General features: G+C 58.6%; 16 protein-coding genes. 10 read left to right on the top strand and 6 right to left on the bottom strand.

From position 1 onward, the window contains the following. Positions 1 to 108 precede the first annotated feature (108 nt). On the bottom strand, positions 109 to 2,088 hold the full coding sequence (gene mnmC / locus AC1DKH_RS11285; RefSeq protein WP_477798191.1) for a bifunctional tRNA (5-methylaminomethyl-2-thiouridine)(34)-methyltransferase MnmC2/FAD-dependent 5-carboxymethylaminomethyl-2-thiouridine(34) oxidoreductase MnmC1: 1,980 nt from the start codon (positions 2,086 to 2,088) through the stop codon (positions 109 to 111). 153 nt (positions 2,089 to 2,241) lie between these two features. Between mnmC and pap the strand changes: the two genes are divergently transcribed. From pap to AC1DKH_RS11270, 3 genes are all read left to right on the top strand, one after another. Next, positions 2,242 to 3,765: a polyphosphate:AMP phosphotransferase gene (pap, locus tag AC1DKH_RS11280; protein WP_477798190.1), complete on the top strand. Its 1,524-nt coding sequence runs from the start codon at positions 2,242 to 2,244 to the stop codon at positions 3,763 to 3,765. Positions 3,766 to 3,867: 102 nt separating this feature from the next. After that, positions 3,868 to 5,052: a thiolase family protein gene (locus tag AC1DKH_RS11275; protein ID WP_477798189.1), complete on the top strand. Its 1,185-nt coding sequence runs from the start codon at positions 3,868 to 3,870 to the stop codon at positions 5,050 to 5,052. 263 nt (positions 5,053 to 5,315) lie between these two features. Beyond that, positions 5,316 to 6,278, top strand: coding sequence for a DMT family transporter (locus AC1DKH_RS11270; RefSeq protein ID WP_477798188.1), 963 nt, complete (start codon positions 5,316 to 5,318; stop codon positions 6,276 to 6,278). A 97-nt stretch (positions 6,279 to 6,375) separates the two neighbouring features. On the opposite strand, the gene AC1DKH_RS11265 is transcribed toward AC1DKH_RS11270, so the two are convergent. Beyond that, on the bottom strand, positions 6,376 to 7,770 hold the full coding sequence (locus AC1DKH_RS11265; RefSeq protein WP_477754613.1) for a class II fumarate hydratase: 1,395 nt from the start codon (positions 7,768 to 7,770) through the stop codon (positions 6,376 to 6,378). 191 nt (positions 7,771 to 7,961) lie between these two features. Here AC1DKH_RS11265 and AC1DKH_RS11260 point away from each other — a divergent pair, with 191 nt between their 5' ends. The 5 genes from AC1DKH_RS11260 to AC1DKH_RS11240 all read left to right on the top strand — a co-directional run bounded on the left by AC1DKH_RS11260 (position 7,962) and on the right by AC1DKH_RS11240 (position 12,360). Further along, entirely contained in the window at positions 7,962 to 8,486 is a 525-nt protein-coding gene (locus tag AC1DKH_RS11260; protein ID WP_007997268.1) for a DUF2059 domain-containing protein, read from the top strand. A 12-nt stretch (positions 8,487 to 8,498) separates the two neighbouring features. Continuing rightward, a complete protein-coding gene (locus tag AC1DKH_RS11255; RefSeq protein ID WP_477754612.1) occupies positions 8,499 to 8,798 on the top strand; it encodes a BolA family protein in 300 nt (99 codons plus the stop codon). Between the two features lie 171 nt (positions 8,799 to 8,969). Continuing rightward, positions 8,970 to 9,911, top strand: a complete 942-nt coding sequence (gene trhO / locus AC1DKH_RS11250) for an oxygen-dependent tRNA uridine(34) hydroxylase TrhO (RefSeq protein WP_477798187.1) — start codon at positions 8,970 to 8,972, stop codon at positions 9,909 to 9,911. A 36-nt stretch (positions 9,912 to 9,947) separates the two neighbouring features. Then, positions 9,948 to 10,550: a DsbA family protein gene (locus AC1DKH_RS11245; RefSeq protein ID WP_477754615.1), complete on the top strand. Its 603-nt coding sequence runs from the start codon at positions 9,948 to 9,950 to the stop codon at positions 10,548 to 10,550. After that, positions 10,543 to 12,360 carry an ABC transporter ATP-binding protein gene (locus AC1DKH_RS11240; protein ID WP_477798269.1) on the top strand — a complete coding sequence of 606 codons (1,818 nt, stop codon included), beginning with the start codon at positions 10,543 to 10,545 and terminating at the stop codon, positions 12,358 to 12,360. The genes AC1DKH_RS11245 and AC1DKH_RS11240 overlap by 8 nt, the downstream gene beginning before the upstream one ends. A 12-nt stretch (positions 12,361 to 12,372) precedes the next feature. Here AC1DKH_RS11240 and AC1DKH_RS11235 read toward each other — a convergent pair whose 3' ends face one another. Beyond that, on the bottom strand, positions 12,373 to 17,019 hold the full coding sequence (locus AC1DKH_RS11235) for a hypothetical protein (protein WP_477798186.1): 4,647 nt from the start codon (positions 17,017 to 17,019) through the stop codon (positions 12,373 to 12,375). Positions 17,020 to 17,210: 191 nt separating this feature from the next. On the opposite strand from AC1DKH_RS11235, the gene AC1DKH_RS11230 reads away from it, so the two are divergent. After that, positions 17,211 to 19,670, top strand: a complete 2,460-nt coding sequence (locus AC1DKH_RS11230) for an EAL domain-containing protein (protein ID WP_477798185.1) — start codon at positions 17,211 to 17,213, stop codon at positions 19,668 to 19,670. A 76-nt stretch (positions 19,671 to 19,746) separates the two neighbouring features. Beyond that, a complete protein-coding gene (locus AC1DKH_RS11225) occupies positions 19,747 to 20,508 on the top strand; it encodes a TenA family transcriptional regulator (RefSeq protein ID WP_477754609.1) in 762 nt (253 codons plus the stop codon). 130 nt (positions 20,509 to 20,638) lie between these two features. On the opposite strand, the gene AC1DKH_RS11220 is transcribed toward AC1DKH_RS11225, so the two are convergent. The 3 genes from AC1DKH_RS11220 to mupP all read right to left on the bottom strand — a co-directional run bounded on the left by AC1DKH_RS11220 (position 20,639) and on the right by mupP (position 23,454). Then, positions 20,639 to 21,565: a GGDEF domain-containing protein gene (locus AC1DKH_RS11220; protein ID WP_477798184.1), complete on the bottom strand. Its 927-nt coding sequence runs from the start codon at positions 21,563 to 21,565 to the stop codon at positions 20,639 to 20,641. Between the two features lie 365 nt (positions 21,566 to 21,930). Then, positions 21,931 to 22,671, bottom strand: coding sequence for a YciK family oxidoreductase (locus tag AC1DKH_RS11215; RefSeq protein ID WP_477754607.1), 741 nt, complete (start codon positions 22,669 to 22,671; stop codon positions 21,931 to 21,933). Between the two features lie 111 nt (positions 22,672 to 22,782). Continuing rightward, a complete protein-coding gene (mupP, locus tag AC1DKH_RS11210) occupies positions 22,783 to 23,454 on the bottom strand; it encodes an N-acetylmuramic acid 6-phosphate phosphatase MupP (protein WP_477798183.1) in 672 nt (223 codons plus the stop codon). Positions 23,455 to 23,458 lie beyond the last annotated feature (4 nt).

Here is a 23,458-nt window from a genome sequence, read left to right as displayed (position 1 = left end):
CTCAGAAAGTGACCCTCCTCGGTAAGGGGAGTTTTAGATCGATGAGTTATATGCGCGCCAGACCACGGCCGAATCGCCCCGTGAGGGCGACTTCGGCTGCTGTATCGATTACTTGCCCCGGATCAGGCGCCGCAGGGCAAACCGATTGGGATGGCAGGCTTCGGCCACGCTTCTGGGCAACGGCAGGGGTTCGTTGTCCAGCCAGGCTGCCAGCAGTTCTCCGGACAGCGGCGCGGTGATCAGGCCGCGCGAGCCGTGACCGCTGTTGATGTACAAACCGTCAAGCCATGGGCATTCGGCGTCCGGCACCTGCCGGGCATCCTTGCCCAGCGCTGCATAAGCCTGAGTGAACGCCTGGGTGTCGGCTAACGGGCCGACGATTGGCAAGTAGTCGGGGCTGGTGCAGCGAAAAGCGGCACGCCCCTGGAGGCTTTCAGGCGCAAGATTATCGGCCTGTAGACGCTCGACCAGATCGTGGGAAATCTCTTCGAGCATGGCCATGTTGCCCAGGTGTTCGGCCGTGGTCGGCGTCAGGTCATCGCTCTTGAAATCGAAACTGGCCCCCAGGGTGTGTTCGCCCAAACGGGCAGGGGCGACATAGCCTTCTGCACACACCACGGTGCTCAGGGCCTGGCTTTGCGGGGTTTGCGCCAGGCGGGTGATTTGTCCGCGAATGCGTTTGAGCGGCAACTCGGCGCTCTCGGGGAAACGCTGGATTTCGGCTGCGCCAGCGAGCACCACCACGGGGGCGTCGGCAAGCAATCGCTCGCCGTCCCAGGCTTGCCAACGGCCTTCAACCTTGCGCAGTTCCAGCGCATCGTGATGGGTGAGCAATTGAATCTGTGGATGCGCAGCCTGCCACTGGCACAGCGCCGGTGGGTGAACCCAGCCGCCTTCGGGATAGAACAGCCCCCCCTGTGCCAGCCCGATACCGGCCACGGCCTGCGCCTCGGGTTGATCCAGCAGGTGCAGCAAGTCCGCTGGAAACGCCGCGGCCAATTGCGCCTGGCGTTCGGCTTCCTTGGCATTGAAGGCCAGTTGCAACACGCCGCAATCGTCCCAGTCGCGACCCCGTTGCAAGTGTTCGAGCAGGCGTCGGGTGTAGCCGAAACCGCTGACGATCATTTGTGACAACGCCGTGCCGTGGGCGGATAACTTCAGGTAGAGCACGCCCTGCGGGTTGCCCGAGGCTTCCCGGGCGATGTCGTCGTGGCGCTCCAGCACTGTCACTTGCCAACCACGCGCGGCGAGGCTGGCGGCGCTGGCACAACCGGCCAGGCCGGCACCGATTACCAGTGCCTGGCGCTCGCCGGTCAGCGGGGCCGGGCGGGCAAACCAGGGTTTATCCAGGGCCGGGGCCGGCGCTTCCTGGGGCCAGCCGAGGAACTCACCGCGCAGGATTTCCCATTTATGGCCGATGCCAGGTGTGCGTTTCATCTTGAAGCCGGCGGCGTTGAGCAGGCGCCGCACCCAACCGGTGCTGGTGAAGGTGCTGATGGATGCACCGGGAGCGGCCAGGCGTGCCAGTTCGGCAAACAGTTCGGCGGTCCACATGTCAGGGTTTTTCGCCGGAGCGAAACCGTCGAGGAACCAGGCGTCGATTCGGGCATCGAGTTGCGGCAGTTGCTCCAGTGCATCGCCGATCAGCAGCGTCAGGGTCACGCGGCCGTGGTCCAGCGTCAGGCGCTGAAAACCCTGATGGATCGCCACGTACTGCGACAGCAATTGATCGGCAAACACCTTGAGTTCCGGCCACAGCGCCAGGGCTCGTTGCAAATCGGCCGGGCTCAACGGGTACTTTTCGACGCTGACAAAATGCAGCCGCGCTCCGGCCGCCGCGTGTTGTTCGAACACCTGCCAGGCGCACAGGAAATTCAGCCCGGTGCCGAACCCTGTTTCCCCGATGACTAGCCGTCCGCCCTCGGGCAAGGCCGCAAAGCGCTCCGCCAAACAGTTCTGTTCGATAAAGACATAGCGGGTTTCGTCCAGCCCCGACTGATCGGAGAAATACACATCGTCGAACACTCGCGAATACGGGCGACCTTGGTCGTCCCAGTCGAGCTGGGCGTGGGGCAATTCAGGTTTCATGGCAGGCTCGGCAACGGCAAGGCCGCCATTCTAGCCGATCGACGGCGTGGTGCTTGATCCGTGGCAAGGCATGTATTGGCCGAGACCGGGAGAATCTCTGCTGGCCTTCAGTTCAATCCGCTAGTCTTGCTCACATCTGGAAGGGAGCCGCTCATGTTTGAATCTGCTGAAATCGATCACGCCATTGACAAAGCAACCTACGACGCCGAAGTCCCGGCCCTGCGCGAAGCGTTGCTCGAAGCGCAATTCGAATTGCAGCAGCAACGCCGCTTTCCGGTGATCATTTTGATCAATGGCATCGAAGGTGCCGGTAAGGGTGAGACGATCAAGGTGCTCAACGAGTGGATGGACCCGCGCTTGATCGAGGTCCGCACCTTCGACCAGCAAACCGATGAAGAACTGGCGCGGCCGCCGGCCTGGCGGTACTGGCGGATGCTCCCGGCCAAGGGGCGCATGGGGATTTTCTTCGGCAACTGGTACAGCCAGATGCTGCAGGGACGGGTCCATGGCGTGTTCAAGGATCCGCGACTGGACCAGGCGATCAACGGCGCCGAGCGCCTGGAAAAGATGCTGTGCGATGAAGGTGCGCTGATCTTCAAGTTCTGGTTTCACCTCTCCAAGAAGCAAATGAAGGCACGCCTCAAGGCGCTGGCCGACGACCCGCTGCACAGCTGGCGCATCAGCCCGCTGGACTGGCAGCAGTCGCAAACCTACGACAGGTTCGTGAAGTATGGCGAACGGGTGCTGCGCCGCACCAGCCGCGACTATGCACCGTGGCATGTGATCGCCGGGGTGGATGCCCATTATCGGAGCTTGGCCGTGGGGCGGATTCTGCTGGCGGGCCTGCAGGGCGCATTGCAGCGACCGACGATCCATCCGGAAAAGGTCAGCGCCGCGCCAGTGTTCCCCAGTGTCGATCAAGTGAACCTGATCGACAGCCTGGACCTGACCCTGCACCTGGACAAGGAAGATTACGAAGAACAGCTGATTACCGAGCAGGCGCGGTTTTCCGGGTTGATGCGCGACAAACGCATGCGCCGCCACGCGCTGGTGGCGGTGTTCGAAGGCAACGACGCGGCTGGCAAGGGCGGGGCGATCCGCCGGGTAGCGGCAGCGCTTGATCCGCGCCAGTACAGCATCGTGCCGATTGCCGCGCCCACCGAAGAAGAACGGGCGCAACCGTATCTGTGGCGCTTCTGGCGGCACCTGCCGGCCCGGGGCAAGTTCACCGTGTTCGACCGCTCCTGGTATGGCCGGGTGTTAGTGGAGCGTATCGAAGGGTTTTGCAGCCCGGCAGACTGGCTGCGTGCCTACAGCGAGATCAACGATTTCGAGGAACAACTGACCGATGCCGGGGTGATCGTGGTCAAGTTCTGGCTGTCCATCGACAAACAGACGCAACTGGAGCGCTTCGAGGAGCGCGAAAAGATTCCCTTCAAGCGCTTCAAGATCACTGACGATGACTGGCGCAACCGTGAAAAGTGGGATGACTATCGCGCGGCGGTTGGCGACATGGTCGACCGTACCAGCACCGAGATTGCGCCATGGACCCTGGTGGAAGCCAACGACAAGCGTTGGGCACGGGTCAAAGTCTTGCGCACCATCAATCGCGCACTGGAGGAGGCTTTCGAAAAATCCGACCGGCATGAGAACAAGAAGCGTAAGGACAAGGATTGAAGCGATGGTTGCGCATACGCGAGGTGAATGATTGTCGCGGTCGGTGAAGCGCTGGACTTATGCTCGGTCCACTCTCAACCGATAACAACAATGAGGTATGTCATGCGTGAAGTGGTGATCGTCGACAGCGTGCGGACCGGCCTGGCCAAATCCTTTCGCGGCAAATTCAACATGACCCGCCCGGACGACATGGCGGCACACTGTGTCGATGCACTGTTGCTACGCTCCGGTATCGATCCGGCGAGCGTCGAGGACTGCATCGTTGGCGCCGGTTCCAACGAAGGCGCCCAGGGTTTCAATATCGGTCGCAATGTCGCGGTGCTGTCGCGCCTGGGCATCGGCACGGCCGGCATGACCCTCAACCGCTTCTGTTCCTCGGGTTTGCAGGCGATCGCCATTGCCGCCAACCAGATCGCTTCGGGTTGCAGCGACATCATCGTCGCCGGCGGTGTCGAGTCCATCAGCCTGACCATGAAGAGCGTCAATACCGACAACCTGATCAACCCGCTGCTCAAGGAACAGGTGCCGGGCATCTACTTCCCGATGGGGCAGACTGCTGAAATAGTCGCGCGTCGGTACGGCGTCAGCCGTGAAGAGCAGGACCTGTACGCGTTGCAAAGCCAGCAGCGTACTGCTCAGGCTCAGGCCGCCGGGCTGTTCTGCGATGAAATCGCGCCGATGGCGGTGAAGTACCGCGTCGAAGACAAAAACACCGGTCAGGTGCAGATTCTCGACGGCATCGTCGACCGCGATGACTGCAACCGCCCGGACACCACCCTGGAAAGTCTGGCCGGGTTGAAGCCGGTGTTCGCCGAAGATGGCTCGGTCACGGCCGGCAACTCTTCGCAACTGTCTGATGGCGCGTCCATGACCCTGGTGATGAGCCTGGAAAAAGCGCTGGAACTGGGGCTCAAGCCGAAAGCGTTCTTTCGCGGTTTTACCGTGGCCGGTTGCGCGCCGGACGAGATGGGCATCGGCCCGGTGTTTTCGGTACCGAAACTGCTCAAGGCCAAAGGCTTGCGGATTGACGACATCGACCTGTGGGAACTCAACGAAGCGTTCGCCTCGCAGTGCCTGTACAGCCGCAACCGCCTGGAAATCGACAACGCCCGGTACAACGTCAACGGCGGCTCGATCTCCATCGGTCACCCGTTCGGCATGACCGGCTCGCGCCAGGTCGGGCATCTGGTTCGTGAATTGCAGCGACGCAATCTGCGTTACGGTGTCGTCACCATGTGCGTGGGTGGCGGGATGGGGGCTACGGGACTGTTTGAGGCGGTGCGTTAAGCCTTGATGTACCTTGTTGTCAGTTAGATAGCCATCGCGAGCAAGCTCGCTCCCACAGGTTTTGTGGCGTACACAAGATTAATGATCGCCGCTAGACACTGTGGGAGCGAGCTTGCTCGCGATGGGTGCGCCACGGTCAAAAAACATCACCTGAAGATTACGACCCGCACAGTTTCATTCGCGGCCAGACCGAAACTGTGCCTGTGTACGCCACCGCTCCAGGCCTAGAATGACGGCTCCTGTCAGTTGGCGTTGGGGTTCACATGCACATTTCATCGGGTCGCTGGGGTTACGGTCTGTTCCTGGCCTTGTTGACCGCGTTGTTGTGGGGAATCCTGCCGATCAAGCTCAAGCAGGTGCTGCTGGTGATGGATCCGGTGACAGTCACCTGGTTTCGCTTGATGGTGTCCGGCGGCTGCCTGTTCATTTACCTGGCGGCCACCAGGCGTCTGCCTAGCCGCAAAGTGCTCGGTCCTCGCGGTGGCTGGCTGGTACTGATGGCGGTGCTCGGCCTGGTCGGTAACTATGTGCTGTATTTGATGGGCCTGAACCTGCTCAGCCCCGGCACGGCGCAACTCGTGGTGCAGATGGGGCCGATCATGCTGCTGATCGCCAGCGTGTTTGTGTTCAAGGAGCGGTTCAGCCTGGGGCAGGGGATCGGGCTGTTGGTGCTGCTGATCGGTTTTGCGCTGTTTTTCAACCAGCGCTTGAGTGAATTGCTCACGTCGCTGACCGACTACACCGCTGGCGTGCTGCTGGTGCTGTTGGCGTCCACGGTCTGGACCTTCTATGCCCTGGGGCAGAAGCAATTGCTGACGGTGTGGAATTCGCTGCAGGTGATGATGGTGATCTACCTGTTTTGCGCGCTGCTGTTGACGCCGTGGGTGCATCCGCTCGAAGCGTTGCAATTGAACCCGTTGCAGGGTTGGTTGCTGCTGGCGTGCTGCCTCAACACCCTGATTGCCTATGGCGCGTTTGCCGAGGCCCTGGCCCATTGGGAAGCCTCTCGGGTCAGCGCAACGCTGGCCATCACACCGCTGGTGACCTTTGTGGCGGTTGCCATGGCTGCATGGCTATGGCCTGACTATGTGTATGCCGAGACGATCAATGGTCTGGGTTATGGCGGTGCGGTGCTGGTGGTGCTGGGGTCGGCGCTGGTGGCGTTGGGGCCTTCGTTGATTGCCGGGCTGAAGGCGCGGAAGGCGCGGAAGGTGCGGATGGCCTGAAGATCAAAAGATCGCAGCCTGCGGCAGCTCCTACATGTAAACGCGTATTCCCGTAGGAGCTGCCGCAGGCTGCGATCTTTTCGCTTCACTGCAAAACTCAGCCCTTGGCCCCAGCCTCCAGCATATTCTCCGGCCTTACCCACGCATCGAACTCTTCATCGGTCAGATACCCCAGTTGCAACGCCGCCTCGCGCAAGGTCAGGCCTTCGCTGTAGGCCTTCTTGGCGATCTTCGCCGATTTGTCATAGCCAATGTGCGGGTTGAGCGCCGTCACCAGCATCAGGCCTCGTTCCAGGTGTTCAGCCATTTTTTCCGCATCCGGCTCCAGACCGGCCACGCAGTGCTGCTGGAAGTTGCTGCAGCCATCACCCAGCAAACGGATCGATTGCAGCAGGTTGTGGATGATCACCGGTTTGAACACGTTCAGCTGCAAGTGGCCCTGACTGGCGGCAAAGCCGATGGCGACGTCGTTGCCCAACACCTGGCAGGCCAGCATCGACAAGGCTTCGCACTGGGTCGGGTTGACCTTGCCTGGCATGATCGAGCTGCCCGGTTCATTGGCCGGCAGCTTGACTTCGGCGAAGCCGGCGCGCGGACCGGAACCCAGCAGGCGCAGATCGTTGGCGATCTTCATCAGGGTCACGGCGAGGGTTTTCAGCGCGCCGGACAGCGTGGTCAGCGGCTCATGGCCGGCCAGTGCGGCGAACTTGTTCGGTGCGGTGATAAATGGCAAACCGGAGAGGGCGGCCAATTCTGCAGCGATGGCCTCACCGAAGCCGTGGGGTGAATTGAGCCCGGTGCCGACGGCCGTTCCGCCCTGGGCCAGCTCGCAGACCGCGGGCAGTGCGCTGCGGATCGCCCGTTCGGCGTAATCGAGTTGCGCGATGAACGCCGAGATTTCCTGACCGAAGCTGATCGGAGTCGCATCCATCATGTGGGTGCGGCCGGTCTTGACCAGTTTCATATGGCGGGCGGCCAACTCGGCCAGCCCGCCGGACAGTTCGCTGATCGCCGGCAGCAAGTGCTGTTGCACCGCCTGGACGGCGGCGATGTGCATGGCGGTAGGGAAGCAGTCGTTGGAACTCTGGGAGCGATTGACGTGATCATTGGGGTGCACCGGGGACTTGCCGCCACGGGGGTTGCCGGCCAGCTCGTTGGCGCGACCGGCGATCACTTCGTTGACATTCATGTTGCTCTGGGTGCCGCTGCCGGTTTGCCAGACCACCAGCGGAAACTGGTCGTCGTGGTCGCCGCCGAGCACTTCGTCGGCTGCCTGCTCGATCAGGCGGGCGATGTCGGCGGGCACGTCGCCGTTGCGATCATTGACCCGTGCCGCGGCTTTCTTGATCAGCGCCAGGGCATGCAACACCGCCAGCGGCATGCGTTCGTTGCCAATGGCGAAGTTGATCAGCGAGCGTTGTGTCTGAGCGCCCCAGTAGGCTTCATCCGGGACTTCAACCTCGCCGAGGCTGTCGGTTTCGATACGGCTCATCTTGCTCACTCCTGTAGGTCCGATTGCGCAGTTTAGGCCGTGATCGACGGCCGTGGTTCCATCAGTCTGAATTTGACCATTCAACCCCTCTAAATCAGGTACGACAAGGCTTGGGGTTGAGCGACAGACTTTTTTAGGCGCAGAATGGACGCCCTTGGGGTCTTACCTCGCCAGCTAGAAAAGGAAACTCGATGACTCGTCTTCGTGCCATCTGTACCGCCGTTGCTTTGGTCTGCGCCAGCGGCCAGGTTCTTGCCGACACCGCCAGCCATAACGCCAGTGCCGAGGCTTTCCTGACCATGGCGCACGCTGACAAACTGGGCACCCCGGTGTACATGCAAGTACAGCAGATGTTTGCCCAGCGTTTCGAACAGACCAAAGCTCCTGAGTCGAAAAAAGCCGTGCTGGAAACCTACCAGGCCAAGGCCAACGCCGCTCTGGACCAGGCCATTGGCTGGAACAAGCTGAAACCGGACATGGTCAAGCTCTACACCACCAACTTCACCGAATCCGAGCTCAAGGACCTGGTTGCGTTCTACCAGTCGCCACTGGGCAAGAAAGTCCTGGAAAAAATGCCTCAGCTGACCCAGCAATCGGCCCAGATGACCCAGGCCAAGCTGGAAAGCGCAGTGCCGGTGGTCAACAAGCTGTTGGCTGACATGACCGCCGAGCTGACGCCGAAAGACGCGGCTGCGCCAGCCAAGAAAAAGCCTTAAGCGGAGTTCGGTATGACCATGCAACAACGCATCGAATCGACACTGGCCCTGCTTCAGCCCGAGCATCTGCACGTGCTGGATGAGAGCCATATGCACAGCCGTGGGTTGCAGACCCATTTCAAGGCTGTGGTGGTCAGCGCGCAGTTCGAAGGCCTGAACCGGGTCAAGCGCCACCAGAAGGTCTACGGCACGCTCGGCGAGCTGATGGGCGAGTTCCATGCGTTGGCGCTGCATACCTACACGCCGGAGGAATGGGCCCGGATCGACGCGGCCCCGGCCTCGCCGACCTGCGCTGGCGGTAGCGAGCATTAAGCTCAAAAGATCGCAGCCTGCGGCAGCTCCTACAGGAATACGCATTCCCATGTAGGAGCTGCCGCAGGCTGCGATCTTTTTTGTTAGAATGCCCAACGCGCCGCTAACCCGGCGCGTTTTTTTTCGCATCCGGTTCACCCCTTACGAGGGTAGCCACCTGGAGATTTACCCATGACACAACAGATTGTCGTGGCGGCACTGTATAAGTTCGTCACCCTGGAAGATTACGTCGCCCTGCGCGAGCCCCTGCTGCAAGCGATGGTCGACAACGGCATCAAAGGCACGCTGCTGATTGCCGAAGAGGGTATCAACGGCACCGTGTCCGGCAGCCGCGAAGGCATCGACGGGCTGATGGCCTGGCTCAAGAACGACCCGCGCATGGACGACATCGACCATAAAGAGTCGTACTGCGACGACCAGCCGTTCTACCGCACCAAAGTCAAGCTCAAGAAAGAAATCGTCACCCTCGGCGTGGAAGGCGTGGACCCGAACAAAAAGGTCGGCACCTACGTCGATCCGCAGGACTGGAACGCGCTGATCAGCGACCCGGAAGTACTGCTGATCGACACCCGTAACGATTACGAGGTCTCGATCGGTACCTTCGAAGGCGCCATCGATCCGAAAACCACCAGTTTTCGCGAATTTCCCGATTACATCAAAGCCAACTTCGACCCGGCCGTGCACAAGAAGGTCGCGATGTTCTGCACCGGTGGCATCCGCTGCGAGAAGGCCTCGAGCTACATGCTCAGCGAGGGCTACGGTGAGGTCTTTCACCTCAAGGGCGGCATCCTGAAGTACCTCGAAGAGGTGCCGCAGGAAGAAACCAGGTGGCAGGGCGACTGCTTCGTGTTCGACAACCGCGTGACCGTTCGTCACGACCTGAGCGAAGGCGACTACGATCAATGTCATGCCTGCCGCACGCCGGTCAGCGTGGAAGACCGCGCGTCCGAGCATTACGTGGCCGGCATCAGTTGCCCGCATTGCTGGGATAAGCTGAGTGAGAAGACCCGTCGCAGTGCGATCGACCGGCAGAAGCAGATCGAGCTGGCCAAGGCTCGAAACCAGCCTCACCCGATCGGCTACAACTACAAGCAAGCATCTTCCGAGGCCTGAACCATGTCTGCGCGCCTGCTTTATGTGATGGACCCGATGTGTTCCTGGTGCTGGGGGTTTGCCCCGGTGGCCAACGCACTGGTCGAGCAGGCGCAAGCCGCAGGCGTGGAGGTGCATCTGATCGTGGGTGGTTTGCGCACCGGTAACGGTGCCGCACTGGAGCCGAGTACCCGGCGCTATATCCTCGAACACTGGCAGGCGGTCACCGAGGCCACCGGCCAGCCCTTCAAGCTTGAAGGCGCGTTACCCGATGGCTTTGTCTACGATACCGAACCTGCCTGCCGGGCACTGGTGACGGCGCGCACGCTGGCGCCGGATTGTGCCTGGAAACTGCTCGGGCTGATTCAGCACGCATTTTATGCCGAAGGACGCGACGTCACCCGCGCCAGCGTCCTGGTGGAACTGGCCGAACAGGCCGGTCTGCCGCGCATCGAATTCGCCGCCGCGTTTGACCGTGCCGATACGCACGCCGCGACATCTGCCGATTTCACTTGGGTCCAGGACCTGGGCATCGCCGGTTTTCCTACGTTGCTGGCTGAGCGAAATGGGCAGTTGGCGTTGTTGACCAATGGCTATCAGCCGTTGAGCGAGTTGTCCCCGCTGCTCGGCCGCTGGCTGGAGCGTGCTGCCTGTGCATGACCTGCCCGATGATGTCGCATCCGCTAAACGTGTCGACCGTCTGAGCTGGGCGGAAATCCGCCGACTGGCCCTGCATCACAAGAAATCCCTGTGGATCGCCAACGGCGTGGCCGTGCTGGCGACCTTGTGCAGCGTGCCGATTCCCTTGCTCCTGCCATTGCTGGTGGACGAGGTGTTGCTGGGGCACGGTGATGCGGCGCTGAAGATCATGAACCACGCGCTGCCCGAAGGCTGGCAGAAAGCCGCGGGCTACATCGGACTGATGCTGCTGGTGACCCTGACCCTGCGCTGCGCGGCGTTGATGTTCAACGTGGTGCAGGCGAAATTGTTCGCCGGACTGGCCAAGGACATCGTCTATCGCATTCGCATACGCCTGATCGAACGACTCAAGCGCATCTCGCTGGGCGAATACGAAAGCCTGGGCAGCGGCACGGTGACCACGCATCTGGTCACCGACCTGGACACCCTGGACAAATTCGTTGGCGAAACCCTCAGCCGTTTCCTCGTGGCCATGCTGACGCTGGTGGGCACTGCCTCCATCCTGATGTGGATGCACTGGAAACTCGCGCTGCTGATCCTGCTGTTCAACCCGCTGGTGATCTATGCCACGGTGCAGTTGGGCAAACGGGTCAAACACCTGAAGAAGCTCGAGAACGACAGCACCTCGCGCTTCACCCAGGCCTTGACCGAAACCCTGGATGCGATCCAGGAAGTACGCGCCGGTAACCGCCAGGGGTTTTTCCTCGGTCGCTTGGGGCAGCGCGCCCGGGACGTGCGCGACTATGCGGTGAACTCGCAATGGAAAACCGATGCGTCGAACCGCGCCAGCGGCTTGCTGTTCCAGTTCGGCATCGATATTTTCCGTGCCGCGGCGATGCTCACCGTACTGTTTTCCGACCTTTCAATCGGCCAGATGCTCGCGGTGTTCAGCTACCTGTGGTTCATGATCGGTCCGGTGGAACAACTGCTGAACCTGCAATATGCCTACTACGCAGCCGATGGTGCGCTGTCGCGGATCAACGAACTGCTGTCCCGTGACGATGAGCCCGAGTACCCGGGCGGCGTCGACCCTTTCGTCGGTCGCGAGACGGTCGGGCTGGAAGTACAGGGGTTGAGTTTCGGTTACGGTGATGAACTGGTCTTGAACCAGATGAACCTGTCCATCGCCCCCGGCGAAAAGGTCGCAATCGTCGGTGCCAGTGGCGGCGGCAAGAGCACGCTGGTGCAACTACTGCTGGGCTTGTATACGCCGCTGGCGGGCACCATTCGCTTTGGTGGTTCAACCCAGCAAGAGATCGGCCTGGAAACCGTGCGGGAAAATGTCGCCGTAGTCCTGCAACATCCGGCGCTGTTCAACGACACCATCCGCGCCAACCTGACCATGGGCCGCGAACGCAGTGACGAGGCCTGCTGGCAGGCACTGGAAATCGCCCAGTTGCACGCTACGGTCCGGGATTTGCCCAATGGCCTGGACAGCATCGTCGGGCGCTCCGGCGTGCGTTTGTCCGGCGGGCAGCGCCAACGCCTGGCCATCGCCCGGATGGTGCTGGCCGAGCCCAAGGTGGTGATCCTCGACGAAGCCACCTCGGCGCTCGATGCCGCCACCGAGTACAACCTGCACCAGGCACTGGCGCGGTTCCTGAGCAACCGCACCACACTGATCATTGCCCACCGTCTTTCGGCGGTAAAACAAGCCGATCGTGTGCTGGTGTTCGACGGCGGGCAAATTGCCGAGGATGGCGACCATCAGCAATTGATCGCCGAGGGTGGGTTATACGCCAAGCTGTATGGGCATTTGCAGCAGCATTGATTGCGCTAGCGTTTACTTCCAGATCACGTCGAGTGCATTGGGGCTGCCGTCATAGCCGAATTGTTTCATGACGACCGCGCAGGAGTCGCAGGGCGCTAAGGTGGTGGCGATCGTGATGGAGTCCAGGTCTTTTGGATCTGGATATTTCTTGCGTATGACGCTAATGAGCTTGCTCTCAGTGTCCAGCGAGGTTGGGCGAGAGGTGAGCATAGGCGTGTATGTTTCAATATTGTCGATGGTATGGGGGATCGCCTGTAGCTTGCCCGCTGGGGTTATGCTTAGGGCGGTCTCCGGGAATCGGGTTCCTTTATCTATATTGAAGTAACGGGTACCGTCGACGGTTACCTCCTTTCTGTTAGCTGGATTTTGAAACATTGGCAGGAAACCGGTGTCACCTTTGCTGCCGGAAACGCTGACATAGATTTCACGCACCCCAGCTTTGGTCTTGATTTCGGCGAACGCAATATTCCTTGGGGCATGCACTGGTCGCTGGAGTTTTTGGCCGATGATGACTTGCAGTTGCTGCATCATCTTGTCGATGTTTAGAGCCAGGGGCTCGCCCCGACTCGATTGGATGGCGATGACTTTTTTCTGAAACAGATTATTGAAAACCTCCGCTGTCGTTTCACGCACGCTGTCCGGTGCTTTCTTGGACGGTGACCACGTGGCGGCACCATCCTCGGAACTTCTGATGATCATTCTGGTTTTATGATCGAAAAGAATTGCCTCCCCGGGACTGGTATCAACCTTGAGCAGCTCGAGTCGCTTGAGCGTATTGGGCTCGTGGACGCTAATTGGAATGGCAATTTCATCCATGGTTTTCATGGCGCGCTCGACGGCCTCGATGCCATGGATTCTTGCCATGTTGTTGGCATTCAGCGAGCCGGTGTAGACCACCATCAATTGCTCCTTCAGCGCTTCGGACAGCGTTGATGCTTGTTTGAATGTCAGCGGATTACCCAAGCTTCGTCCTTTTGCGAGTTCGGCAACGAAAAAGTCGCTGGCATTTAGGCGTGTAAACACATACCGCTTCGTGCCATCTGCCGCTTCGACAATAATGGCGCCGGCTCTAAGGGTATCCATTACACCCCGATCGGGAACACTGACCTTCACACGTCCAAAAATACCTTGGCAAAACTCGATGGTTGCACCGAGAGTCTCGTGTGTAGCAATCGATGCCCTTTTCATCGGTGTTCCCTTCGCGCCATTCGTATAGATACTATCTCCGAACCAGGGGGCCCAACCTTTGGTTTCATCGAAGCTGTTGATATCAGGAGTAGGGGCGGGGGCGCGAGTGACATAGCTCGTTTCGCATACATCGGCACCTGGGGCACGCCGTACCCGACAAGGCAAGGATCTGAGCATCGCCTGATCGTCGATCAGGTCGGCGCGACGCAGCGTGTCGCCATCCAGCCGATACGGCACATCATCGATAAACAACGTAGTTCGGCCATCGACTTCAAGCACTTCCCGAATGCGGCTGTTTTCAGAAACTTCGACAATGACGTGATTTTTGGTGTTATCCAGGGAATTGTAATGCGATCTCCCTAACGAAATATCACCTGAGCGGGTGGTTAGCCGGGGACCGTAGGGTCTGGACGATAATGGATCGATCAAGTGGTAGTCGGCATTGTCGGGAATGGCCGATTTGCGTATGTGGATGTCGTCAATACCCTTGACGGTCGCTAACTGGTCACCCTTTGCCAACGGTTTCCAGCGGCCCGCATCGCTGATCTGCGGCAGCTTGTGCACGAAATCATAACTGCCGGCCTTGCCCGCCAGTTCCTTGATTCTGAGAACGCTGAATCTGGCAAGTTTTACCCCTCTGGCTCCCAATGCCCGGAGCAGCGATCCAATACCATCAACCGGATTCAGCGTTTGCAGGCTCGAAATCAACAGTTTTTTCGTCAGCGACACAAATGCGGGAAGTCTGGCGCGAAAGGTCAGTCGGCCTGCATTACTGATCAGTATTGCCGAGCCCGAGGCAAACTTGCCGATGGGTTGTGCAAAGGAAAGCAGGTCGGCAAACAGGCCGAACGTCCCGTTGATCAGGCGTGTTTTGTCGCCGGAGGCCAAGTCTTCGATACTGTTCCAGAAAGGCATGAACATTTTCCCGATTTCGAGGGCTTTTTCACCCCGCGCCTCTTCGAGTTCGAAACGCGTTTGTCCGTAGGCGGCAATGCGAAGTTTTATCGGGTCCGTGAACAGCAGCTGAGTTGCAATGAAATGACTGATCGCCACGCAACGACTTGATGACAGCGTCAACGGGATAATGTCCGAACTTTCCACTGTCTCTGTCTCGGTGGCGAAAGTGCCCCCTAACTGTTCGATGATAGCCTGGCAACTCGCGTCTTCTTTCGGTTTGCTGCCTGTCGAATGAGCGTCCCAATCAAAGGGCAACGTCTTATGGCGCAATACGCTGACGGAAACGGTCGATTTCAGTTGACGCCACTTTTCCGTCTGGACGGCACCACCCAAATGTTCCGGGCCAAGGTTTTCGATACGACGTATGACGCCTGCTCTGGGCAGCAATTCGTAATACCTGGTTTCAATACCCTGTTCGTGACCCTGGGTTTCGCGCGGATGGATCGCCTGCAGTATCAAGCCGTTGCGGGCTCGTAGCGGTAGGATCATTTCCGGCGTTTCATTTTGGGCCTCGATACCACGCGTTTCCTTTCTCAAGCTGTATACCCTGAGTTCGCCTAAGGCGATGGCCTGGCGATCGGCAAACGGGAGTGAGGCCAATTGACTTCTGATCAGTGTTTCATAGGCCGTTGTGGTCAATTGCAGATAGTGCTTGAAGTCATTGTCGAACAGAGCTTTGACGTCGGGCAACCTGGTCTCCGGTGAGATAACCCACCGGGAGCCTGGTTTGCGCCATGGCCTTTCTCCGGTGACGATCCTTCGGCTTTCGTCTATCCGTATCCATTGCGTGCTGATGGTGGTGCCGTCGCTTTGTGTCGCCAGCCAACTTTTCTGATCGTCGAACTTGCCGGATGCATAGACGTCGACAAACGAGTAATAGTCGTACTCCTTGCCTTTAAGCGGCGGCGTGTCACGAAAACCGGCCGGTCCGGTAATGCCCTTTCTAGCCAGTTTTCGACCATCCGAGATGAAGGCATCCTCTCCAAAGATTGACTGCATTTTTGTTTTGGCGATCGCCAGTCGTTCGGGTGGTTTTTTATCGAGTTGAATGAGGGCCTCATTCAATTCGTTTTTTTGGTTTTCCAGTGCAGATAGCGCCAGATCGATGTCGCTCTGTGAATGGTTTTCAAGACTTTTTTGCGAAATGACCCCTTGGGTAACCGCCCAGTCCAGTGACGGAAGCAGCCTCGCCAGGGCGATAAGATTCAATTGCTCTGGCGTTGCTCCGTCGGTTCGTTTGATTGGCAGGTTGACCAATTGCTGGAAGGTCATCCGCTCGATCGAGTCAGGCTCGATGGCTTCGGCCAGCGTTACACCGTGGACAAAATTGACCCAAACCACAGAACTTCCATAGGGAAGATCAGGTGGAATGTCCGGGACTTGAAACGCTCGTGGGAATTCTGGTTGCAGCAAGCGCGCGAGCAAGATCGCCTCAGTCATTGATGACGCTCGCCGGGAATCGAATAGATGCTGTTCAAACTCAGCCCGGATACTCGGATAACTCTTTCCCCAATTCGAGCGTTGATGCCATGGGTATCCAGCGATATCAGCGGGATTACCGCTCTTGTTTGTCCATAAGCGAATGGCTTTGCTGAGCAGTTTGATTCGTACGCCTGATGAAGTTTCTTCGCCGGGTTTTCCACCGTACCAGTTCAAGCCTTCCAACAGCGCCATTGCCAGTCGCTCTGACTCGGCGGAGCGCAAAATGCTTTCCAGCACTACCGTGGGCGTGACACGGACTTGAGCTTCGGTCGCATTGGGCACTGCGTTTTGAATCAGGTAGCTGAATAGCGAGCTTTCGGTTTCGGGAAGAAAGCGCTGGACGATGGCAACGATATCTCTGTTCGTCAGTTGAGCGAGCAGGCTATCGATGGTCATAGCGGATGTCGGAGTGGCTCTCTGTATGGTTTTGAGTAGTTGTCGGTCTTCAGCTGTGGGTGAACGATTCAAGGTGTCGATATCAACACCACTGAAGAGTTGCAATGAGTGACTGGCGCGTCTTTCCTCCAGTTTGTGAATTAGCGACTCCATTTCAGTGGTGTTTTGAGTTTGCGCTGCCGGTAACGCGTAATACGTCAGAACCTGAGGAAGGCTGAGCAACTTATCCGAGCGCAATTGTCCGCCCATGCTGAGAGCTATCGGCTCGATTTTTTCGGTCAGTTCGCGCCAGCCAGGATTTTCAGTCATGGAGAGAATGACTTCGGCACCCTTCTGGTCAGCCGTCTTGTAAACGCTGCGTCCTCCTGCTGTAGACACAGATAAAAAATTCATGATCTTCAACTTTTCGACAAGTGCCAGATAGTCCGGGTGTCTGAGCAAGCTGTGCAAGTGGGTTTGCCCGACGTCATGTTCCTGGGCAAGGGGGGAGTGAGGCTGGGGAGATAAATAGATGCCGGCCAGAGCAAGGCCTCGCGCCTTGGCATCACGTAGACGGCCTAGCAGCGCGTCGTATTCTGCGAGTTGACCCAGATATTGTTGGTATGGGGTTGTTGCCGAAGCATTTGTGGTATGCATAAACAGTGACATCTCTTGATAGAAGGGACGTCAGTCTCGATGCATCAAGGACTGTCTTTGCGGTACATATATATTGGCTGTGTTGATGTTCGAAGCTTTGATCAGCTTGTCGGGACGACGAAGGCACCCTAGTCTAGCCGTAGCGATTTTCGTCCGGACGACAATCGAGCAGCTCTAATGTAAGGGACCTCATGAATCAAAAGCGGACTCTCGGAACGCCACGGCTGTTGGGCATCGTCTGGCCATTTATCGCCGTTGTGGTGTTTCAGGCCCTCTTGGGCGGTGTCAGCCTTTATGTACTGTCGGCTGTTCGCGGTTATGTCGCCGGTGAGAGCCTGTGGTCCAAGGGCCAGAAAGACGCCATCTATTACCTCAATCTCTACGCCGACAGCGGCGACGAAGCGATTTTTCATAAATACCAGAACGCCATTTCCGTGCCTCAGGGTGGGCATGAATTGCGTGTGGCGCTGGATCATCGGCCGCCGAACATCGAGGCGGCACGTGTGGCGATCCTCAAGGGCGGCAACCATCCGGATGACATCACCAGTGTGATCTGGTTGTACCTGAATTTCCGGCACTTCAGTTACCACGAGAAAGCCATCGACCTTTGGAGGGTAGGCGACGGGTATCTGGTGCAACTCGATGCCATTGCGCAGGAGATGCATCAGCGCATCACCACCAGGCAGGCCACCGATGCCGATATCAAGCGCTGGAAGGATCAGATATTCGTCATCAACGAAAGTGTGACACCGGCGGCGAAGGCTTTCAGCGATGCCTTGGGCGAAGGCTCGCGGATGATCCTGCGACTGTTGCTGGTGACCAACCTCGCCACCGCCCTGGGTTTGATTGTATTGGCCTTGATGCGCACCCATAAACTGCTCAAGCAGCGCCATGCCTTCGCCGATGCGCTGCAACTGGAGAAAGAGCGGGCGCAGATCACTCTGCAATCGATTGGCGACGGCGTGATCACCACGGATGTTTCCGGTGCGATTGCCTACATGAATCCGGCGGCCGAGGCATTGACCCACTGGAAGGCCGAGCAGGCGACAGGGTTGCCGCTGGCGGCGCTGTTCAACCTGCTGGATGAAAATGCACAGACCGACGGTTTCACCCTGATCGAGCATATTCTGAGCGGTCAACTCAGTGGCGGCAGTGAGCACTCCAAGTTGATTCAACGCCTGGACGGCAGCACGGTGTCGGTCACGCTGGTGGGTGCTCCGATCCGCATTGCCGGCAAAGTCAGCGGAACGGTGCTGGTGCTGCATGACATGACCCAGGAGCGGCAATACATCGCCAATCTGTCGTGGCAGGCGACCCACGACGCCTTGACCGGGCTTGCCAACCGCCGCGAATTCGAATATCGCCTGGAACAGGCGCTGCACAACCTGACCCGCCATTCGGGTCGCCATGCCCTGATGTTCCTCGATCTGGATCAGTTCAAGCTGGTCAACGATACCTGTGGTCACGCGGCGGGCGACGAACTGTTGCGGCATATCTGTGCCTTGTTGCAATCCGGGTTGCGCGAAGGCGATACCCTGGCACGCCTTGGCGGCGACGAGTTCGGTATCCTGCTGGAAAACTGCGCACCGGAAGCGGCGGAGAAAATTGCCGAGAGCCTGCGTCAGACTGTGCAGAATCTGCATTTTGTCTGGAAGGGCCGGCCTTTCGTGACCACTGTCAGTATCGGACTGGTCCATGTTGCGCAGAATCCGACGACGCTCGAAGCCTCGCTGCGTGCTGCCGACATGGCGTGCTACATGGCCAAGGAAAAGGGCCGGAACCGGGTCCAGGTCTATCATCCGGATGACTCGGAATTGTCCCTGCGCTTCGGCGAAATGGCCTGGGTGCAGCGTTTGCACATGGCGCTGGAGGAGGACCGCTTCTGCTTGTACGCCCAGGAAATCGCATCCCTCGGTCATACCGAGCATGGCAGTGGGCATATCGAAATCCTGTTGCGGTTGCATGATGAGGCGGGGCGCATGATCTTGCCCGACAGTTTCATCCCGGCCGCCGAACGCTATGGCCTGATGAGCTCTCTGGACCGCTGGGTTGTGCAGAACGTGTTCAAGATCATTGCCCAGTGTCAGGCCGAACAGCACCAGGGGCCGCTGGCCATGTGTGCGATCAATCTGTCAGGCACGACGATCGGGGATGAGGCGTTTCTGGACTTCCTGCGCGAACAGTTTGTGACGTATTCGATTCCGCCTGAAATGATTTGTTTTGAAATTACTGAGACCAGTGCTATTTCAAATCTTGGCAGCGCCATTCGATTCATTAATGAACTCAAAGGCTTAGGATGCTATTTTTCACTGGATGATTTTTGTGCCGGAATGTCCTCATTCGCGTATCTGAAACATTTGCCTGTAGACTTCCTGAAGATCGATGGGAGTTTCGTAAAGGATATGCTGGACGACCCGATTAACCGCGCCATGGTCGAAGTGATCAATCACATCGGTCATGTCATGGGTAAGCGCACGATTGCCGAGTTTGTCGAAACGCCCCAGATCGAGCAGGCATTGCTGGAGATCGGGGTGGATTACGCTCAAGGGTATGTGATTGAACGCCCGCATTTGTTTACCTTTGATAGCCTGTTAAGTCGTCCCGCCAGGCCTCAGCCTCTGTTGTTCAAGGCCCCTGGCACGTTCCGTTGAAACTCCTGCCGGTCTTACAATCACAATCAAAAGGAGCTCGACAGTGATCGATACATTCAACCGAACCGGACCGCTCATGGAAGCTGCAAGTTACCCTGCCTGGGCCCAGCGCCTGATCCAGGATTGCAGCGAGAGCAAACGCCGGGTTGTCGAACACGAACTGTACCAACGCATGCGAGACAACAAACTCAGTGCAAAGACCATGCGCCAATACCTGATCGGTGGCTGGCCGGTGGTCGAACAGTTCGCGTTGTATATGGCACAAAACCTGACCAAGACACGCTTTGCCCGTCATCCCGGCGAAGACATGGCCCGTCGCTGGCTGATGCGTAATATCCGCGTCGAATTGAACCACGCCGATTACTGGGTGCATTGGAGTCGCGCGCACGGTGTCAGCCTGGAAGACCTGCAGGCACAGCAGGTTGCACCGGAGCTTCACGCCTTGAGCCATTGGTGCTGGCACACCAGTTCAGCCGACTCGCTGATCGTTGCGATTGCCGCTACCAACTACGCCATCGAAGGGGCGACCGGGGAATGGTCGGCGGTCGTTTGTTCCAACGGTATCTACGCCGCCTCGTTCCCCGAGGAAGATCGCAAGCGAGCGATGAAGTGGCTGAAGATGCATGCCCAGTACGACGATGCCCATCCATGGGAAGCCCTGGAAATCATCTGTACATTGGCAGGCACCAACCCGAGCAAATCCCTGCAGGTGGAGTTGCGCCAGGCTGTGTGCAAGAGCTACGACTACATGTACCTGTTTCTCGAACGTTGCATGCAGTTGGAGCACGTAGAGCGGGCACCGGTCGTACGTGAGCGGATGGCACTGGCGGAAGGCTGATTCAACGTCTGCTTGAAACAACTGTGGGAGCGAGCCTGCTCGCGAATACGGACTGTCAGTCAACATGATCGTTGAAGGTCAGATCCCATTCGCGAGCAGGCTCGCTCCCACATTATTTTGTGGTCGGCAGTTACCCCGCCATCTCCAACCGGTTACGACCTTCGCGCTTGGCCACATACAGTGCACTGTCTGCCCGTCGCAACAGGCTTTCGGCAGACTCGCCGGGTAACAATGTCGAACAGCCGAGGCTGACCGTCAGCAAGATCGTATAACCATCGGCCAGGTATTCTTCAGACTGCACTGCAAACCGCAGCCGCTCACCGACCATGGCCGCGGCCTCGCGGCTGGTGTTCGACAGCAGGATCAGGAACTCTTCACCGCCATAGCGAAACACCATGTCCACGTTGCGCAGCTGGTTTTTGATCGAGGCAGCGACCGCCTTGAGCACGTCATCGCCTGTGCTGTGGCCGTGGGTATCATTGACTTGCTTGAAATGATCGATGTCCAGCATCAGCACCGATAACGGTTGCAGATGGCGCCGGGATAGCTCGATTTCCCTTTGCAATGTCTGGTCCATGGCGATGCGGTTGCCGGTGCCCGTCAGCGGGTCGCGCAGTGCGCTTTGGGTGGCGGTACGGTAAAGCAGCGCGTTGCGCATCGGGAAAAGCAGCGCGGCCAGCAGCGATTCGAGATTGCCCTGTTCCTGTTCGCTGAAACGCTGATTGCGGCGGAAAATCAGCTCACCCAGGTGTTCGCCTTCGTGGCTGAGGCTGTAACTGATGGAATGGTGGCCGCGTTGGCCGAACTCCAGACGCAAGTCACTGCTCTTGTGCAGGTAGCACAAAGCGTCCAGCGGCACCAATCGCTGAATCTCGCGATAGAACGTCCCAAGAATGCGTTGCGGTTCCAGACTGGTTTGCAGCTGCAGGCTCAGTTGCTGGCGCAATTGCGCAAGACTGATAGGCCTTGCCAGAAGAAGCGGTTGCTGACCAAAGCCCAGGCGCTGCAATTTGGCGCTATCGAAGTCAATTGCGTTGGTCTGGGAAGGTGGTTTCATAAGGCGTGCGCCCCTAAGCAGTAAGGCTGTCTTACAAGCAGGGTGAGAGCGGCTTAGGCTGCGCGTCGTACTGGTCCGTCAGTCCCGTAGGACATTTCGTACAAGTTTAATCTGCTTTGTAGAAGATGAGTAATCGCCGCACTCAAGCTTCGTTCCGTCTGCTTTCACGTTGCGTGTCTTAGCAAATTTAGAGCGAAAGTCGTGCCATTCGGTTCATCTTAATAAAATTTGTATTAAATCAATAGGTTGTGCTTCGTCTGTTACGTGTGCAGCGCAGTATGTGACGTTTGTTTGACAGGTTCCTGGCGTGTATTCGAGTGCCGCGACAGGAAATCGGCGCGGCACCAAAAAGCGACGTACGGTCGCTACTGGGCGTTGAACGCCTGGCCGTTGATACCGGTGCTGTCCGGGCCCATCAGGTAAAGGTAGACCGGCATGATCTCCTCGGGCGTCGGGTTGTTCAGCGGATTTTCACCCGGGTAAGCCTGGGCGCGCATGCTGGTGCGGGTAGCGCCCGGGTTGATGCTGTTGGAGCGTACCGGGGCCACGGTATCGACTTCGTCAGCCAGGGTTTGCATCAGCCCTTCAGTGGCGAATTTGGAGACGCCGTAAGCGCCCCAGTACGCACGTCCCTTGCGGCCGACGCTGCTGGACGTGAACACCACCGAGGCATCTTGCGACAGCTTGAGCAGCGGCAGCAGAGTGCTGGTGAGCATGAACATGGCATTGACGTTGACTTGCATGACCCGCATGAAGTTTTCGCCGGACAGCTGCTCGATCGGCGTGCGCGGGCCGATGATCGAAGCATTGTGCAGCAGGCCGTCGAGATGCCCGAATTCGCTTTCGATCATCGCCGCCAGCTCATCGTATTGATGGGGCAGGGCGGTTTCGAGGTTGAACGGGATCACCGCCGGTTGTGGATGGCCGGCGGCTTCGATTTCGTCGTAGACCTGGGTCAGGTTGGCTTCGGTCTTGCCCAGCAGCAGCACGGTTGCGCCGTGTGCCGCGTAGGCTTTTGCCGCTGCGGCGCCAATGCCACGTCCTGCGCCGGTGACCAGAATGACCCGATCCTTGAGCAGTTCGGGGCGGGCGGAATAATCAAACATAAAAAACCTCAATCCATAACAAAGCTGGAAAAGATCGCAGCCTGCGGCAGCTCCTACGTCGATCGCGGTCCCCTGTAGGAGCTACCGCAGGCTGCGATCTCTTGACTTTAATCAGCAGCTGCAAAGCGCACTATCGAGCACCTTGCGCAACTCCAGCGGATGATCAACCACCACATCCGCACCCCAATGCCGCGGATTATCATCCGGGTGGATATAGCCGAAGGTCACCGCAGCAGTCTTGGTACCGGCATCGCGGCCCGACTCGATGTCGCGCAAGTCATCGCCAACGAACAGCACGCTGGCCGGGTCCAGGTCGAGCATCTTGCAGGCAAGGATCAGTGGCTCGGGGTCCGGTTTGCTGTTTTTCACATGATCCGGGCAGATCAGCAGCGCCGAGCGTTCAGCCAGCCCCAGTTGTTGCATGATCGGCTCGGCGAAGCGCAGCGGCTTGTTGGTGACCACGCCCCAGATCAGGTTGGCTTTTTCGATGTCGGCCAGCAATTCAGCCATGCCGTCGAACAGCTTGCTGTGCACCGCACAGCCGACGAGGTAGCGCTCCAGAAACTCCAGGCGCAGTTCCTCGAACCCCGGGGATTCCGGGTCCATGGCGAAGGTCACCGCGACCATCGCCTTGGCGCCGCCGGAAATCTCGTCGCGAATGTACTTGTCGTTCATCGGTGGCAAGCCACGGTCGGCACGCATCGCCTGACAGATCGCAATGAAGTCCGGCGCGGTGTCGAGCAGAGTGCCGTCCATGTCGAAAAGAACTGCTCTGATTGGCATCGGC

Source organism: Pseudomonas sp. 05L36 (genome assembly GCF_056398125.1).
This window is presented reverse-complemented; position numbering and strand designations above follow the sequence as displayed.

Excerpts from the sequence above, each read along its gene's own strand:
- AC1DKH_RS11230 (WP_477798185.1), top strand. The coding sequence starts at position 17,211 with ATGAATCAAAAGCGGACTCTCGGAACGCCACGGCTGTTGGGCATCGTC.
- mnmC (WP_477798191.1), bottom strand. The coding sequence starts at position 2,088 with ATGAAACCTGAATTGCCCCACGCCCAGCTCGACTGGGACGACCAAGGT.
- AC1DKH_RS11255 (WP_477754612.1), top strand. The coding sequence starts at position 8,499 with ATGACCATGCAACAACGCATCGAATCGACACTGGCCCTGCTTCAGCCC.
- AC1DKH_RS11225 (WP_477754609.1), top strand. The coding sequence starts at position 19,747 with ATGGAAGCTGCAAGTTACCCTGCCTGGGCCCAGCGCCTGATCCAGGAT.
- mupP (WP_477798183.1), bottom strand. The coding sequence starts at position 23,454 with ATGCCAATCAGAGCAGTTCTTTTCGACATGGACGGCACTCTGCTCGAC.
- AC1DKH_RS11260 (WP_007997268.1), top strand. The coding sequence starts at position 7,962 with ATGACTCGTCTTCGTGCCATCTGTACCGCCGTTGCTTTGGTCTGCGCC.
- trhO (WP_477798187.1), top strand. The coding sequence starts at position 8,970 with ATGACACAACAGATTGTCGTGGCGGCACTGTATAAGTTCGTCACCCTG.
- AC1DKH_RS11245 (WP_477754615.1), top strand. The coding sequence starts at position 9,948 with ATGTGTTCCTGGTGCTGGGGGTTTGCCCCGGTGGCCAACGCACTGGTC.
- AC1DKH_RS11275 (WP_477798189.1), top strand. The coding sequence starts at position 3,868 with ATGCGTGAAGTGGTGATCGTCGACAGCGTGCGGACCGGCCTGGCCAAA.
- pap (WP_477798190.1), top strand. The coding sequence starts at position 2,242 with ATGTTTGAATCTGCTGAAATCGATCACGCCATTGACAAAGCAACCTAC.
- AC1DKH_RS11235 (WP_477798186.1), bottom strand. The coding sequence starts at position 17,019 with ATGCATACCACAAATGCTTCGGCAACAACCCCATACCAACAATATCTG.
- AC1DKH_RS11220 (WP_477798184.1), bottom strand. The coding sequence starts at position 21,565 with ATGAAACCACCTTCCCAGACCAACGCAATTGACTTCGATAGCGCCAAA.
- AC1DKH_RS11265 (WP_477754613.1), bottom strand. The coding sequence starts at position 7,770 with ATGAGCCGTATCGAAACCGACAGCCTCGGCGAGGTTGAAGTCCCGGAT.
- AC1DKH_RS11215 (WP_477754607.1), bottom strand. The coding sequence starts at position 22,671 with ATGTTTGATTATTCCGCCCGCCCCGAACTGCTCAAGGATCGGGTCATT.
- AC1DKH_RS11270 (WP_477798188.1), top strand. The coding sequence starts at position 5,316 with ATGCACATTTCATCGGGTCGCTGGGGTTACGGTCTGTTCCTGGCCTTG.